General features: G+C 70.1%; 14 protein-coding genes and 2 pseudogenes. 12 read left to right on the top strand and 4 right to left on the bottom strand.

Translation table 11 applies throughout. The features are described 5' to 3' along the window. Nucleotides 1-10: 10 nt before the first annotated feature. From ACFPZI_RS04825 to ccsB, 5 genes are all read left to right on the top strand, one after another. A complete protein-coding gene (locus tag ACFPZI_RS04825) occupies nt 11-1324 on the top strand; it encodes a polysaccharide deacetylase family protein (protein WP_381359481.1) in 1314 nt (437 codons plus the stop codon). Between the two features lie 66 nt (nt 1325-1390). Continuing rightward, the gene (locus ACFPZI_RS04830; RefSeq protein WP_381358642.1) at nt 1391-2056 is read left to right on the top strand and encodes a TlpA family protein disulfide reductase; all 666 of its coding nucleotides are present in this window, start codon (nt 1391-1393) and stop codon (nt 2054-2056) included. A gap of 1 nt (nt 2057) precedes the next feature. After that, on the top strand, nt 2058-2873 hold the full coding sequence (locus tag ACFPZI_RS04835) for a cytochrome c biogenesis CcdA family protein (RefSeq protein WP_381358643.1): 816 nt from the start codon (nt 2058-2060) through the stop codon (nt 2871-2873). A gap of 5 nt (nt 2874-2878) precedes the next feature. Beyond that, the gene (gene resB / locus ACFPZI_RS04840; RefSeq protein ID WP_381358646.1) at nt 2879-4696 is read left to right on the top strand and encodes a cytochrome c biogenesis protein ResB; all 1818 of its coding nucleotides are present in this window, start codon (nt 2879-2881) and stop codon (nt 4694-4696) included. Then, nucleotides 4693-5841, top strand: a complete 1149-nt coding sequence (ccsB, locus tag ACFPZI_RS04845; RefSeq protein ID WP_381358648.1) for a c-type cytochrome biogenesis protein CcsB — start codon at nt 4693-4695, stop codon at nt 5839-5841. The genes resB and ccsB overlap by 4 nt, the downstream gene beginning before the upstream one ends. A 72-nt stretch (nt 5842-5913) precedes the next feature. On the opposite strand, the gene ACFPZI_RS04850 is transcribed toward ccsB, so the two are convergent. Together ACFPZI_RS04850 and ACFPZI_RS04855 are read right to left on the bottom strand one after the other, a co-directional pair. After that, nucleotides 5914-6372, bottom strand: coding sequence for a nucleoside deaminase (locus tag ACFPZI_RS04850; protein WP_381358651.1), 459 nt, complete (start codon nt 6370-6372; stop codon nt 5914-5916). Between the two features lie 66 nt (nt 6373-6438). Next, a pseudogene (locus ACFPZI_RS04855) lies at nt 6439-6825 on the bottom strand (MerR family transcriptional regulator); the annotation flags it as partial. Between ACFPZI_RS04855 and ACFPZI_RS04860 the strand changes: the two are divergent. Beyond that, nucleotides 6788-7552: pseudogene (locus ACFPZI_RS04860) on the top strand (RpnC/YadD family protein); the annotation flags it as partial. The pseudogenes ACFPZI_RS04855 and ACFPZI_RS04860 overlap by 38 nt on opposite strands. Before the next feature lie 158 nt (nt 7553-7710). Here ACFPZI_RS04860 and ACFPZI_RS04865 read toward each other — a convergent pair. Next, complete coding sequence (locus ACFPZI_RS04865; RefSeq protein WP_381358653.1) at nt 7711-8094, bottom strand: PLD nuclease N-terminal domain-containing protein; 384 nt, start codon at nt 8092-8094, stop codon at nt 7711-7713. A 93-nt stretch (nt 8095-8187) separates the two neighbouring features. Here ACFPZI_RS04865 and ACFPZI_RS04870 point away from each other — a divergent pair, with 93 nt between their 5' ends. The 3 genes from ACFPZI_RS04870 to mqnP are packed head-to-tail and all read left to right on the top strand — an operon-like array spanning nt 8188 to nt 11101. Next, a complete protein-coding gene (locus ACFPZI_RS04870; protein WP_381358656.1) occupies nt 8188-9639 on the top strand; it encodes a menaquinone biosynthesis decarboxylase in 1452 nt (483 codons plus the stop codon). Further along, entirely contained in the window at nt 9636-10181 is a 546-nt protein-coding gene (locus ACFPZI_RS04875) for a hypothetical protein (RefSeq protein WP_381358658.1), read from the top strand. The genes ACFPZI_RS04870 and ACFPZI_RS04875 overlap by 4 nt, the downstream gene beginning before the upstream one ends. Next, nucleotides 10178-11101, top strand: a complete 924-nt coding sequence (mqnP, locus tag ACFPZI_RS04880; protein WP_381358661.1) for a menaquinone biosynthesis prenyltransferase MqnP — start codon at nt 10178-10180, stop codon at nt 11099-11101. The genes ACFPZI_RS04875 and mqnP overlap by 4 nt, the downstream gene beginning before the upstream one ends. A 194-nt stretch (nt 11102-11295) precedes the next feature. Here the strand turns inward: mqnP and ACFPZI_RS04885 are convergent, their stop codons facing one another. After that, nucleotides 11296-11841: a rhomboid family intramembrane serine protease gene (locus tag ACFPZI_RS04885; protein WP_381359483.1), complete on the bottom strand. Its 546-nt coding sequence runs from the start codon at nt 11839-11841 to the stop codon at nt 11296-11298. A gap of 196 nt (nt 11842-12037) precedes the next feature. Here ACFPZI_RS04885 and ACFPZI_RS04890 point away from each other — a divergent pair, with 196 nt between their 5' ends. The 3 genes from ACFPZI_RS04890 (at nt 12038) to mqnE (ending at nt 14520) form a co-directional block, all read left to right on the top strand. Beyond that, the gene (locus tag ACFPZI_RS04890; protein WP_381358663.1) at nt 12038-12730 is read left to right on the top strand and encodes a UbiX family flavin prenyltransferase; all 693 of its coding nucleotides are present in this window, start codon (nt 12038-12040) and stop codon (nt 12728-12730) included. A gap of 119 nt (nt 12731-12849) precedes the next feature. Beyond that, nucleotides 12850-13308, top strand: a complete 459-nt coding sequence (locus tag ACFPZI_RS04895) for an Lrp/AsnC family transcriptional regulator (protein ID WP_381359486.1) — start codon at nt 12850-12852, stop codon at nt 13306-13308. A 48-nt stretch (nt 13309-13356) separates the two neighbouring features. After that, complete coding sequence (gene mqnE, locus ACFPZI_RS04900; RefSeq protein WP_381358665.1) at nt 13357-14520, top strand: aminofutalosine synthase MqnE; 1164 nt, start codon at nt 13357-13359, stop codon at nt 14518-14520. Nucleotides 14521-14532 lie beyond the last annotated feature (12 nt).

The following is a 14532-nucleotide window of genomic DNA, read 5'->3' on the forward strand; positions in this document are numbered from 1 at the left end:
CCGCAGGGGAATGCTCGGACTCGGCGCAGGGGCCGCCGCGGCCGTCTCGTTGGCCGGCTGCGGCGGCGACACGGGCTCGGGGAGCAGGGGCTCGGGGAGTACCGGCGGGCCCAAGGGCGGCGACCGCCCGGGGAAACCCAAGCCGACGAAGACCGCCCGGCCGATCGGCGACGGCTCCACCGCCTTCACCGGCAAGCAGCCCCACCAGCCCTCCCGGCCGGTGCCGCTGGAGCCGGGTCAGGCCCCGCCGCAGTTCGTCGTCTTCTCCTGGGACGGGGCCGGCGAGGTCGGCAACGGGCTCTTCCCGCGCTTCCTGGACCTCGCCGAGGAACACGACGCGCACATGACGTTCTTCCTCTCCGGCGTCTATCTGCTGCCCGAGTCGAAGAAGCGGCTGTACGACCCGCCGAACAACCCGCGCGGTGCCTCCGACATCGGCTACCTCACCGACGACCACATCAAGGACACGCTGAAGAACGTCCGCCGCGCCTGGCTCGAGGGCCACGAGATCGGCACCCACTTCAACGGCCACTTCTGCGCCGGTTCCGGCAGCGTCGGCAACTGGACGCCGCAGCAGTGGCGCAGCGAGATAGACCAGGCGAAGTCGTTCGTGAAGGAGTGGCGGACCAACTCCGGCTGGACGGACCTGCCGTCGCTGCCGTTCGACTACGACAAGGAACTCGTCGGCGGCCGTGCGCCCTGTCTGCTCGGCCAGGACAACCTGCTGACCACCGCCCGCGACCTGGGCTGGCGCTACGACGCCTCCTCGCCCGGCGGCCTTCAGGTCTGGCCGTCCAAGCGCCAGGGCATATGGGACCTGCCCCTGCAGCAGATACCGTTCCCCGGACGGTCCTTCGAGGTCCTGTCGATGGACTACAACATCCTCGCCAACCAGTCCGTCAACTCCACCAACGCGCCCGCGCGCCACCACCCCGCCTGGCGGGAACAGGCCACCCAGGCGCTCATATCGGGCTTCAAGCGGGCGTACGAGACGAACCGGGCACCTTTCTTCGTCGGCAACCACTTCGAACAGTGGAACGGCGGCATCTACATGGACGCCGTCGAGGACGCCCTCAAGTACATCGCACGGGAGAAGGAGAAGGGCGGCGACGTCCGCATGGTCTCCTTCCGACAGTTCACCGACTGGCTGGACGTGCAGAAGCCCGAGGTGCTGGAGCAGTTGCGCACGCTGGGGGTCGGGCAGGAACCGGCCGGTGGCTGGAAGGGCTTCCTGGGCGGCTCCGGCGGTACGGGCGGCTCCGGCGACACCGCCGGGACAGGGGCCGGGACGGGCGCGGGGGTGGGCGCCACGAGCGGCGCCTGATATGCGGGTTTCCACCCGCGAGGGGGGTGCCCAAGATCCACGGAACGGACATGCGAAACTTTTCACATGAGTGCCGCCAGCCGCGCCCCCCAGCGCTCGAACCGCGCCACCGGCGTCCGTGACACCCGCGAGCGCGCCCCGCGCGCCCGCGCCCGCCGCCGTGCCGCCCTGACCGCCGGCGCCGCGGTGGCCGCACTGCTGCTCACCGCGTGCGGTTCCGGTGGAACGTCCGGCGGGGGCGGCAACACCAACTTCGTCACCGGCACCGACGGCATCTCCACCGCCGCCAAGGGCGAGCGCGCCGCCGCGCCCGAGCTGTCCGGCAAGACGCTCGAGGGCGAACACCTCGACGTCGCCGACTTCCAGGGCAAGGTCGTCGTCCTCAACATGTGGGGCTCCTGGTGCAACCCGTGCCGCGCGGAGGCCAAGTACTTCGCCAAGGTGTCCGAGGACTACGCCGACCAGGACGTGCAGTTCGTCGGCATCAACACCCGCGACAGCAGCACCGGCTCGGCGCTCGCCTTCGAGAAGGACTTCGGCATCACCTACCCGAGCCTGTACGACCCCACGGGCAAGCTGATGCTCCGCTTCGAGAAGGGCACCCTCCACCCGCAGGCGATCCCCTCCACCCTGATCCTGGACCGGGACGGGAAGATCGCCGCCCGCTCGCTCACCGCGCTCAGCGAGGAACGGCTGCTGAAGATGCTCGAGCCGGTCCTCGCGGAGAAGTGACGTGACCGTCCTCACCACCCTCGCGGCCGAGGCAGGCGCCCTCTCCGCCGGGACGGGACACCTCGCCGCCGACCCGGCCTACAACGGCACGGTGCTCAACGGCGCCCTGCTGGTGGCACTGCCCATCGCCCTGCTCGGCGGGCTCATCTCCTTCTTCTCGCCCTGCGTCCTGCCGCTGGTCCCCGGCTACCTCTCCTACGTCACCGGCGTGTCCGGCACCGACCTGGCCGAGGCCCGGCGCGGCCGGATGATCGCCGGTGCCTCGCTCTTCGTCCTCGGCTTCACCGTCGTGTTCGTCTCCGGCGGGGCCTTCTTCGGCTACTTCGGGCAGACGCTGCAGGAACAGTCGGGCATCCTCACCAAGGTGCTCGGCGTCTTCATGATCCTCATGGGCGTCTTCTTCATGGGGATGATGCCCTGGCTGACCCAGCGCGAGTTCCGCTTCCACAAGCGTCCGGCGGCCGGACTGGCCGGCGCGCCCGTCCTCGGCGCCCTCTTCGGCATCGGCTGGACGCCCTGCATCGGCCCCACCCTCGCCTCCGTACTGACGCTTTCCGCACAGCAGGAGAGCGCCGGACGCGGGGCCGTACTGACGGTCGCGTACTGTCTGGGGCTGGGTCTGCCCTTCGTCCTCGCGGCCGTGGCCTTCCGCAAGGCCCTCGGTGCCTTCGGCTGGGTCAAGCGGCACTACGTCTGGGTCATGCGGATCGGCGGCACGATGATGATCGTGACCGGAGTGCTGCTGCTCACCGGCGTGTGGGACAGCCTCGTGGTGGAGATGCAGACCTGGTCCAACGGCTTCACTGTGGGGATCTGACGGCGATGAGCACGACATCCGAAACCGGGCCGGGACACACCCCGGCGGGATCCGAGGGCGACGCGGCCGACGCCGCCGCCCGGGAGCAGGACCAGGATCTGGGCGAGGCCGGCTCCCAGCTGTCCACCGCGCCCAAGGAGGACCTGCCGAACCTGCCCGCCCTGGGCGTCCTCGGCTGGGCCCGCTGGTTCTGGCGGCAGCTCACCTCCATGCGGGTCGCGCTGCTGCTGCTCCTGCTGCTGTCGCTCGCCGCGATCCCCGGCTCGCTGATCCCGCAGACCGGTGTCGACGAGACCCGGGTCGCCGGCTTCCGCGAGCAGCACGAGTTCCTCGCGCCGCTCTACGACCAGCTCGGCCTGTTCAACGTCTACAGCTCGGTGTGGTTCTCGGCGATCTACATCCTGCTGTTCATCTCCCTCATCGGCTGCATCGCGCCCCGCACCCTGCAGTTCGTGGGCCAGCTGCGCGGACGCCCGCCGGGCGCCCCCAAACGCCTGACCCGGCTGCCCGCGTACACCACCTGGCGCACCGAGACCGATCCCGAGCAGGTCCGCGAGGCCGCGCTCGCCCTGCTGCGCAAGCGCCGCTTCCGCGCCCACCTCGCCGGTGACGCCGTCGCCGCCGAGAAGGGCTATCTGCGCGAGGCGGGCAACCTCGCCTTCCACCTCGCCCTGATCGTGATGCTGATCGCCTTCGCCTGGGGCCAGTTGTTCAAGTCCGAGGGCAACAAGCTGATCGTCGAGGGCAACGGCTTCGCCAACACGCTCACGCAGTACGACGACTTCAAGTCCGGCAACCTCTTCGACGTCGCCGACCTGGAGCCGTTCAGCTTCGACGTGAAGTCCTTCACCGGCACCTACGAGCGCAGCGGCCCCAACAAGGGAACGCCGCGCACCTACGAGACCGAGCTCGTCTACACCGAGGGCGCCTACGGCGAGGAGAGGACGACCACCGTCAAGGTGAACGAGCCGCTGGTGATCGGCGACTCCAAGATCTACCTCGTCAGCCACGGCTACGCGCCCGTGGTCACCGTTCGCGACGGCGACGGCAAGGTCGTCTTCAAGGACGCCGTGCCGCTGCTGCCGCTCGACTCCAACGTCACCTCGTCCGGTGTGGTCAAGGTCCTCGACGGCTACCGCAACGCCGAGGGCAAGAAGGAGCAGCTCGGCTTCAACGCCTTCTTCGTGCCCACCTTCGGCGGCTCTCAGAGCGGCACGATGCTCTCCCAGTTCCCGGGCCTCGACTATCCCGTACTCGCCCTGTCCGCCTACCACGGCGACCTGAAGGCCGACTCCGGCATTCCGCAGAGCGTGTACCAGATGGACAAGACCAAGATGAAGGAGTTCAAGGACTCCGACGGCGAGCTGTTCAAGAAGATGCTGACGCCCGGCGAGACCATGACCCTCCCGGACGGGGCGGGCTCGGTCACCTTCGAGAAGGACGTCATGGAATGGGCCGGCTTCCAGATGGTCCAGGAGCCGGGCGGCGGCTGGGCCCTCGGCGGCGCCCTCGTCGCCATCGCCGGTCTGGCCGGCTCCCTGTTCATCCAGCGGCGCCGGGTGTGGGTGCGCGCGGTCGAGGGCCCCGACGGCGTCACCGTCGTCGAGATGGCCGGGCTCGGCCGCAGCGAGTCCGCCACCGTGCCCGAGGAACTCGGCGACCTCGCCGGAACCCTCTACGACCAGGCCCCGGGCGCCCCGGAGCCCGGCCCGGAGCCCGACCCGGACCCGGACCAGGACCCCGAGCCTTCCTCCGACGTGCCAGATTCCTCCGCATCCCCCGATCCTCGAGCCGTACCTGCCGAAGGGGCTGAGAAGCCGTGACTCTCGCCGCCGCAACCGACCTGGTCGCCGCCACGAGCCTGGCCGCCGCGAAGAACGAGAACCTCGCGGAGATCAGCAACGTTCTGATCTACTCCGCGATGGCGGTCTACACCCTGGCCTTCTTCGCGTACATCGCCGAATGGATCTTCGGCAGCCGCAGCAAGGTCGCCCGCACCGCCGCCGCGCTCACCTCCCGCGAGGAGGCGGCGAAGAAGGCGCCCGCCGTCACCGTGAAGCAGGCGGGCGGCACCGCCGTACTCGAGCGGCCGAAGGTCGTCGTACGGGCCGCGGCCGGCGCGCGGGACGTGCCCGACGGGCCGGGAGCACACGGCGGGGACGCGCAGGGCGACCTCTACGGGCGGATCGCCGTCTCCCTCACCGTGCTCGCCTTCCTGGTCGAGTTCGGCGGAGTGCTCACCCGGGCGCTGTCCGTGCAGCGGGCGCCCTGGGGCAACATGTACGAGTTCAACATCACCTTCACCACGACCGCCGTCGGCGTGTACCTCCTGCTGCTGGCCCTGAAGAAGAACGTGCGCTGGCTCGGCCTGTTCCTGACCACCACGGTCCTCCTCGACCTCGGCCTGGCCGTCACCGTCCTGTACACCGAGAGCGACCAGCTGGTCCCCGCGCTCGACTCGTACTGGCTGTACATCCACGTCTCCACCGCGATCCTGTGCGGCGCGGTCTTCTACGTCGGCGCGGTCGGCACGATCCTGTACCTGTTCAAGGACTCCTACGAGAGCAAGCTCGCGCGCGGTGGCAAGCCCGGCAGCTTCGCCACCTCGGTCCTGGAACGGCTGCCCGCCTCCGCCTCCCTCGACAAGTTCTCCTACCGCGTCAACGCGGCCGTCTTCCCGCTGTGGACGTTCACGATCATCGCGGGCGCCATCTGGGCCGGCGACGCCTGGGGCCGCTACTGGGGCTGGGACCCCAAGGAGACCTGGTCCTTCATCACCTGGGTCGCCTACGCCTGCTACCTGCACGCCCGCGCCACCGCCGGCTGGAAGGGCCGCAAGGCCGCCTACCTGGCCCTGGCCGCCTTCGGCTGCTGGCTGTTCAACTACTACGGCGTGAACATCTTCGTCTCCGGCAAGCACTCCTACGCCGATGTCGGCATGAGCGCCCTCACCGCGATCGGCTTCTGAGCGGCACAACGAGGCACCGCCTGCGAGGGCCGGTTCCCCTGCCCGATCACCGGGCACGGGAACCGGCCCTCGTCATCTCCCGATGTCCTCGTTCCACACCTCGGGGCGCCGCGCGATGAAGTCCCGCATCATCGCGGCGCACTCGGGATCGTCCAGCAGCACGATGCCTACGCCGTGCTCGGCCAGCCAGTCGTGCCCGCCGTGGAAGGTGGCCGCCTCGCCGATCACCATCCGCGGGATGCCGAACTGCCGGACCAGCCCGGAGCAGTACCAGCACGGCGACAGGGTCGTCACCATCGTCGTCCCGCGGTACGAACGCTGCCGTCCCGCCGCCCGGAAGGCGGCCGTCTCCGCGTGCGCCGACGGATCACCGTCCTGCACACGGCGGTTGCGGCCCCGGCCGAGCAGGGTCCCGTCGGCTCCGTACAGCGCGGCGCCGACGGGAACACCGCCCTCGGCGAGACCGGCACGGGCCTCCGCGACGGCGGTGGCGAGCCAGGCGCGGGCCGTTTCCGCATCGATCGACTCCATGGCGGCCAGTCTCCCCGAACCCGCTTGCTTTCCCCGGCCGGCGACGGGCCGGCCGGGCGCCGGAAGTCAATCCCCGACAGAACCCCCAGCAGAACCCCCAGCAGAACCCCCAGCAGTGACCAGCCCCAGGTAGGTGTGGAGGGCCCCCGCGCCCTCCAGCATCGTCCACGTGCGTGCGGTGAGCGCCTCGCCGCGCGTGACGAGGGCCATCCGCAGCGCCTCGCTGCTGCCCTCCCGCCGCAGTCCGTCCAGCACCGGGCGGATCCGGTCGAACAGGTAGTGGCTGCTCCGCAGGGTGTGGACGAGCCGGGCGTCGCGGACGTCGGCGGGGTCGAACAGGCGGTACCCGGTTCCGCGTTCCCGCCGGGGCGTCAGCAGCCCGGCGGCCTCCCACACCCGCAGCGCCGACGTCCGTACGCCCAGCAGCCCGGCCACCTCCCCGATGCGCAGCGCCGGACGGCTGGAGACCGCGGAGCAGGGCGCGTTCCTCCTGGCCGTGGAGGCCCAGGGCAAGAAGGTCCCGAACAAACCGGCCGACTGGGCGTACTACACCGCCCACCTGTGGACGAAGTACCGGCTGCCGACGGCGCTCCTCGTCGTCTGCCAGGACCACGCCACGGCCCGCTGGGCCCAGCAGCCGGTGTGCAGCGGGCCGCCGCAGCTGCCCACGCTCACCCTGACGCCCCTGGTCGCGGGCCCGCACAACATGCCGGTGATCACCGACCCGGAGGAGGCCCGTGCCGACCTGGTCCTGGCCAGCCTGGCGGCCATCACACACGCCGGCGATACGGCCGTCAATGAGATACTGAAGGCTCTTTCCACAGCACTGCGGGGCACCCCCGAAGACATCGCGGATCCCCTCGTCGAATTCACCGCACAAGGGCTGGGCAACGGCCCGGCCGAGCATCTCTGGAGGAATCTGGTGGCCGTGGACCTCTCCTTCTACAAGTCCTCCATCTCCGAGGAAATCCGGGACGAAGGGCGCGCACAGGGGCTCGAGCAGGGGCACGTGCAGCGGGCAGCCGAAGACGTGCTGCTCGTGCTCGAGCAGCGCGGGCTTGAGGTCTCCGACGAGGTGCGCGGGCGGATCACCGGATGCGGTGACACGGAGCTCCTCCGAGCGTGGCTCGTCCGGGCGGTCGTCGTGTCGGAGACGGAGGAGATCTTCGAAGGCGAGTGACCCCAGCCCTCACGGGTTCGGACCGGCCCGCCCCTGCCGGCGTGCGGTCCGCCCGTCGGACGGGGGACGAGCGGGCTGCCGGCGGTGCAGTGGCCAGGCGGCCGGCCTGCCGCTGGTGAAGTGATCGATCGGGCCGGACCAGCCCTCCGTCCCGTCCCTCAGTCGGTCTCGGGCTTCTCGTCCCGTTCCTTGCCCTTGTCCTTGCTCGGGTCCGGGTCCGGGTCGGTGTTCTTCTCCCCGGGTCCGTTCTTCTCTTCGCCGAGCGACTTCAGGAAGTCGGGGTTGTCGTCCGGGGCCACCCACTGCTGCCGGCTGCCGCCCCGGCTCCAGGCGGAGCCGACGGTGCCGTCGGCGCCCACGGGGTGCCGCTTCTTGCCGGCGATGATCCACGAGATCGAACCGACGAGCGGGAACAGCAGCACGAGGATCGCCCACAGCGGCTTGGGCATGTGGCGAATGTCCTCGTCCGTCGTGCTGATGCAGTCGATGAACGCGTAGACGCTCAGCGCGAGGGGGATGAGGAACATCAGCACCCGGAGCATGGGCCTCTCCAGAGAAGGGGTCGTCGGGGACGTCGGCTCAGCCACAGCCCCCAGGTACAGGGCAAGGGTAGCCGCTCGGGGATACTTGGCCTCATGGCTTACGACGATCTTCGCTCCCTGCTGAGGGCTCTGGACCGCGAGGGCGACCTCAAACGAGTCAAGACCGAGGTCGACCCGTACCTCGAGGTCGGTGAGATCGTCGACCGGGTGCAGAAGGCCGGCGGCCCCGCGCTGCTCTTCGAGAACGTGCGCGGTTCGAGCATGCCCCTCGCGATGAACGTGTACGGCACCGACCGCCGTCTGCTGAAGGCGCTCGGCCTGAAGTCGTACGCCGAGATCAGCGAGAAGATCGGTGGTCTGCTCAAGCCCGAGCTGCCGAACGGCTTCGTGGGCATGCGCGAGGCGTTCGGCAAGCTCGGCTCGATGACCCACGTACCGCCGAAGAAGGTGAAGGACGCACCGGTGCACGAGGTCGTCCTCCAGGGTGACGACGTGGACCTCGAACAGCTCCCCGCCCTGTTCACCTGGCCCAAGGACGGCGGCTCCTTCTTCAACCTGGGCCTCACCCACACCAAGCACCCCGAGACGGGCATCCGCAACCTCGGCCTGTACCGGCTCCAGCGCCACGACAAGCGCACCATCGGCATGCACTGGCAGATCCACAAGGACAGCCGGAACCACTACCAGGTGGCGGCCCGGCGCGGTGAGCGACTGCCGGTCGCCATCGCCTTCGGCTGCCCGCCCGCCGTGACGTACGCCTCCACCGCGCCGCTCCCCGGCGACATCGATGAGTACCTCTTCGCCGGGTTCCTGCAGGGCAAGCGGATCGAGATGGTCGACTGCAAGACGGTCCCGCTCCAGGTCCCGGCGCACGCCGAGGTCGTCATCGAGGGCTGGCTGGAGCCGGGCGAGATGCTCCCCGAGGGCCCGTTCGGCGACCACACCGGGTTCTACACCCCGCAGGAACCGTTCCCCGCACTGACGATCGACTGCGTCACCATGCGCAAGCGTCCGCTGCTCCAGTCGATCGTCGTCGGCCGTCCGCCGACCGAGGACGGGCCGCTGGGCCGCGCCACCGAGCGCTTCTTCCTCCCGCTCCTCAAGATCATCATTCCGGACATCGTGGACTACCACCTCCCCGAGGCCGGCGGCTTCCACAACTGCGCGATCCTCTCGATCGACAAGAAGTACCCCAAGCACGCGCAGAAGGTGATGCACGCGGTCTGGGGCGCCCACATGATGTCGCTGACCAAGCTGATCGTGGTCGTCGACTCCGACTGCGATGTCCACGACCTGCACGAAGTCGCCTGGCGGGCCCTCGGCAACACCGACTACGCCCGCGACCTCAGCATCGTCGAAGGCCCGGTCGACCACCTCGACCACTCCTCCTACCAGCAGTTCTGGGGCGGCAAGGCGGGTATCGACGCGACGAAGAAGTGGCCCGAGGAGGGGTACACGCGCGACGGCGGCTGGCCCGACATGGTCGAGTCCGACCCGGACACGGCCGCGCTGGTCGACCGCCGCTGGAAGGAGTACGGACTGTGAGTCCCGTCGCCGTGGGCGGCCCGGCCCTCTTCATCGGCACCGACACCGACTACGTGGCCCTCGTGCGCCCCGAGCTGGACCCGGCCGACCCCGGAGTCCGGCAGGCCGCCGAGCAGGCGGGCGTCACGCCGGAGGAGTTCGCGGGCCCCGGTGACACCTGGGCGGTCCTGATCGAGCACGACGGCGAGGGGGGCGGCTTCGAACTGCCCGGGGTGCGCGACGCGGAACCCGCCGACTTCGCCGAGCGGCTGCGCGCCGAACTCGCCGCCGCGACGGGCGGGCCGTTCACGGTCGACGGCGGCGCGCTGCTGCGGCTGGACGCCCGCCCGGCCGGCACGACGACGGACGAGGACGAGGACAGGGACGCGGGCGGCACGGGCGGGAACGCGGGCACGTACGCGTACGTCTTCACCGCGCACGTCACCCCGCCCGACGACCCGTCCGACGACGACGCCGGGACACCGCTGACCGTGGAGACGGGTCCGCTGCCCGTCGCCGGCCTCCTGGCCGACCTCGACACGTTCCTCGGGAGCCTCGCATGATGACCACCGCCGACGGGATCATGGACTCGGGCGCGGCACCGAGGCCGGCCGGCCGGGTGAAGGCCTTCCTGCGCCTGGTGATGATCGAGCACTCCGTGTTCGCGCTGCCCTTCGCCTACATCGCCGCCCTCACCGCGATGTACGAGTGGGACGAGAACATCCACTGGGGCCGGCTGCTCCTGGTCACGATCGCCATGGTCGGCCTGCGCACCTTCGCGATGGCCGCCAACCGGATCATCGACCGCGAGGTCGACGCCCGTAACCCGCGCACCGCCCACCGCGAGCTGGTCACCGGCGCGATGTCGGTCAGGCACGCGTGGACCGGCGCGATCATCGCCCTGGTGGTGTTCCTGGGCGCGGCGGCACTGCTCAACCCGCTCTGCCTGGCCCTCGCGCCGGTCGCGGTGATCCCCATGGTGGTCTATCCGTACGGCAAGCGGTTCACCAACTTCCCGCAGGCCATCCTCGGGCTCGCCCAGGCCATGGGGCCGGTCGGCGGCTGGCTGGCCGTCACCGGTTCCTGGTCCTGGGACGCGGTCGTCCTCGGCCTCGCGGTCGGCATCTGGATCGGCGGCTTCGACCTCATCTACGCCTGCCAGGACGTGGAGACCGACCGCGAGGTCGGCGTGAAGTCGGTCCCGGCCCGCTTCGGCATCCCCGCCGCCATCTGGGGCGCCCGCGCCTGCCACGCCGTGACGACGGCCCTGTTCGTCTGGTTCGCGGTCCTCACCGGCGCCGGCGCGTTCTTCTGGCTCGGCCTGGTGATCGTCGCGGCGGCCTTCGTCTACGAGCACACCATCGTCCGCCCGAACGACCTGACCCGCCTGAACCGGGCGTTCTTCTCGACGAATGGCTTCATCGGCATCAGCCTCTTCGTCTGCGCACTGATCGACCTCCTGGTGCGGGGGCTCACCTTGTAGCCCTTTCAGTGGTCGTGCTCGATTTCCGGCCGCGGGAGAGTGGGCGGGCCGTAGGTTCCCCTCGTGCTCCCTGATCCGGGGATGTTCCGAGGGCTATGCCCAGGAACCCGTTCACGCTCACCTGCTCCCCGCACACGCGGGGATGACCGTTCGGAGCCGCCGGCCCGGGCAGGGCGCACGTACCAGGACTCGCCTCACGCGGTGAGCGCGTCCCGGTGTTCGGGTTTGCGCCGGAACAGGAAGGCCGCCGCCACGCCGGCCAGCAGGCCGATGAGGTGGCCCTGCCAGCTCACGCCGGTCTGACCGGGCGCGATGCCCGCGAGGATCGAGCCGCCCCAGACCGCGCCGACCAGTACGGCGACGACGACGCCCATCGGCCGGCGTTCCACGAAGCCGCTGCACAGCAGGAAGCCGAAGAGGCCGAAGACCAGGCCGGAGGCGCCCGCCGTGTTGGTGTGCGCCGGGGCTATGAGCCACACCCCCAGACCGTCGCAGACGATGATCAGCGCGCACACGGCGGCGAACCGGCGCAGGCCGCCGAGGGCGGCGAGGAAACCGAGCGCCAGCAGCGGCACACTGTTCGCCGCGACATGGGCGAAGCCGAAGTGGATGAAGGCGGAGGGGACGACGTCGACCAGCTCCGAGGCCGTGCGCGGCACGACGCCGAAGCCGTCCAGGGCATGACCGAAGGCCACGTCGGCCACTTCCAGCAGCCACAGCAGCGCCACCCAGGCCGTCATCACCACGGCCGCCGTCTTCGCCCGCTCGCGCCCCGACCACCGCACATCCGTGTTGGACACGGCAACCCCCTCGCCTTGATCGTCCCCCGGAAACGGATCGATCGTCCGCTCGCGCGGCGCATCGACCGTCCGCCTGGGAAACGGACCGGACCCCTTGGCCGGTTCCCCTCCCACGATGCCGGATAGGCTCGGTCTCGTGAACCATCTCAAGCCAGGGGAGACGACCCGAACGCCTTGGATCCTGGGGGTGTCCGGCGCTTCCGGCACGCCATATGCGGCAGCCGTCCTCCGTGCGCTCCTCCAGGCGGGGGAGAGCGTCGACCTCGTCGTCAGCCGTGCCTCGCGGCTCACCCTGCTGGACGAGACCGGCATCTCCTTCCGGGACGCCCACTGGCGCGACGACCTGCGGGAATGGCTGTCCCGTGGAGCGGACGGCAAGCCGGACACCTTCACCGTGGACCTCGACGGCGTACGGCACTGGGCCGCCGGTGACCTCGCCGCGGGCCCCTCCTCCGGTTCGTATCCGAGCAAGGGCATGCTGATCGTGCCCGCCTCCACGGCCTGCGTGGCCGGGGTGGCGCTCGGGCTGTCCAAGGACCTGCTGCAACGGGCGGCGAGCGTGACCCTCAAGGAGGGGCGCACACTGGTCGTGGCCGTACGGGAGACCCCGCTGAACGGCCAGACCCTGCGGCACCTGGTCTCCCTCGACGACGCGGGCGCGACCGTGGTGCCCGCCTCGCCGGCCTTCTACGCGGGCGCGACGCACATCCAGGACCTGGTGGACTTCGTCGCCGGCCGCGTACTCGACGCGGCGGGTGTCGAGCACCGGCTGTACCGCCGCTGGAAGGGCGAGCTCGGGGGTGGATCATCACCGTCCCGTACCGCCTGAGCAGCACCCGCATCCCCGGTGCGCTCCCCGTGCACCCCAGTACCCCCCGGTACACCCCGACGTACCACTCACCGATTCTCAATCACGTGCAGACCTCTTCAGCGGAAGGCTTCGATCGCATGGACGCGGTGGACAGGCAGCTCATCCAGGCCCTGAGAGAGAACGGCCGGGCCTCCTACGCCGAGCTGGGGCGCCTCGTCGGCCTGTCGGGGCCCAGCGTCACCGACCGGATCAACCGGCTGGAGGCGGCCGGTGTCATCACCGGCTACCGCGCCACCGTGGACGCCGCCTCGCTCGGCCTCGGGGTGACCGCCCTGATCGGCATCTCGCTCTCCGACGCCGCCGACCACGAGGACGTGGCGCAGCGGCTGAAGGACCTGAGGGAGATCGAGGACTGCTGGTTCATCGCCGGCGAGGACTCCTTCATGCTCAAGGTGCGGGCGGCCGACGTGGACGGGCTGGAGCGGATCATCCGCCGGCTGTCCGGCACCAAGGGCGTCTCCCGGACCCGTACCACCATCGTGCTCTCCACGAAGTGGGAGAACCGCGTCGGTGAGCTGCCCGAAGAGGTCCAGTAGCCGGGGCGTTACGGTTGGCGGAGTCTGTCTCAGGAAAGAGGTATCGGCATGGACGTCGGACTCAAGCGCGAGCTGGAGGAGAAGGTCCGCTCCGGTGAGCGGCTGTCCCGCGAGGACGGCATCGCGCTGTACGAGTCGGACGACCTGGCCTGGTTGGGCGGGCTGGCGCACGAGGTGCGGACGAGGAAGAACGGCGACGTCGTCCACTTCAACGTCAACCGCCACCTCAACATGACGAACGTGTGTACCGCCTCCTGCGCGTACTGCTCCTTCCAGCGCAAGCCGGGGGAGAAGGACGCGTACACGATGCGGATCGAGGAGGCGGTGAAGCTCGCCAAGTCGATGGAGGCGGAGAACCTCACCGAGCTGCACATCGTCAACGGGCTTCACCCCAACCTGCCCTGGCGCTACTACCCGCGCTCCCTGCGCGAGCTGAAGGCCGCGCTGCCGGACGTGTCGCTGAAGGCGTTCACCGCCACCGAGATCCACCACTTCGAGACCATCTCCGGGATGTCCGCGTCCGAGATCCTCGACGAGCTGATCGACGCCGGGCTCGAGTCCCTCACCGGCGGCGGCGCGGAGATCTTCGACTGGGAGGTCCGGCAGCACATCGTCGACCACCGCACCCACTGGGAGGACTGGTCGCGGATCCACCGGCTGGCGCACGAGAAGGGGCTGAAGACCCCCTGCACCATGCTCTACGGCCACATCGAGGAGCCCCGCCACCGCGTCGACCACGTGCTGCGGCTGCGTGAGCTCCAGGACGAGACCGGCGGTTTCCAGGTCTTCATCCCGCTGCGCTACCAGCACGACTTCGTGGACATGAAGGACGGCAAGATCCGCAACCGCCTCCAGTCCAGGACGCAGATGGCGACCGGCGCCGAGGCGCTGAAGACGTTCGCCGTCTCCCGTCTCCTCTTCGACAACGTCCCGCACGTCAAGGTCTTCTGGGTGATGCACGGCGTCAACACCGCCCAGCTCGCCCTCCAGCACGGCGCGGACGACATGGACGGCTCGGTCGTCGAGTACAAGATCACGCACGACGCGGACGACTTCGGCACGCCGAACAAGCTCACCCGCGACGACCTGCTGGACCTGATCCGCGACGCCGGTTTCCGCCCGGTGGAGCGCAACACGCGGTACGAGATCATCCGCGAGTACGATGCCGCCGACCCCGCCCGCCGCGAGTCCCCGCAGCCGATGCGGGTCTGAGGGAGAACCCCC

Source organism: Streptomyces chlorus (genome assembly GCF_042655885.1).
Classification (GTDB): domain Bacteria; phylum Actinomycetota; class Actinomycetes; order Streptomycetales; family Streptomycetaceae; genus Streptomyces; species Streptomyces chlorus.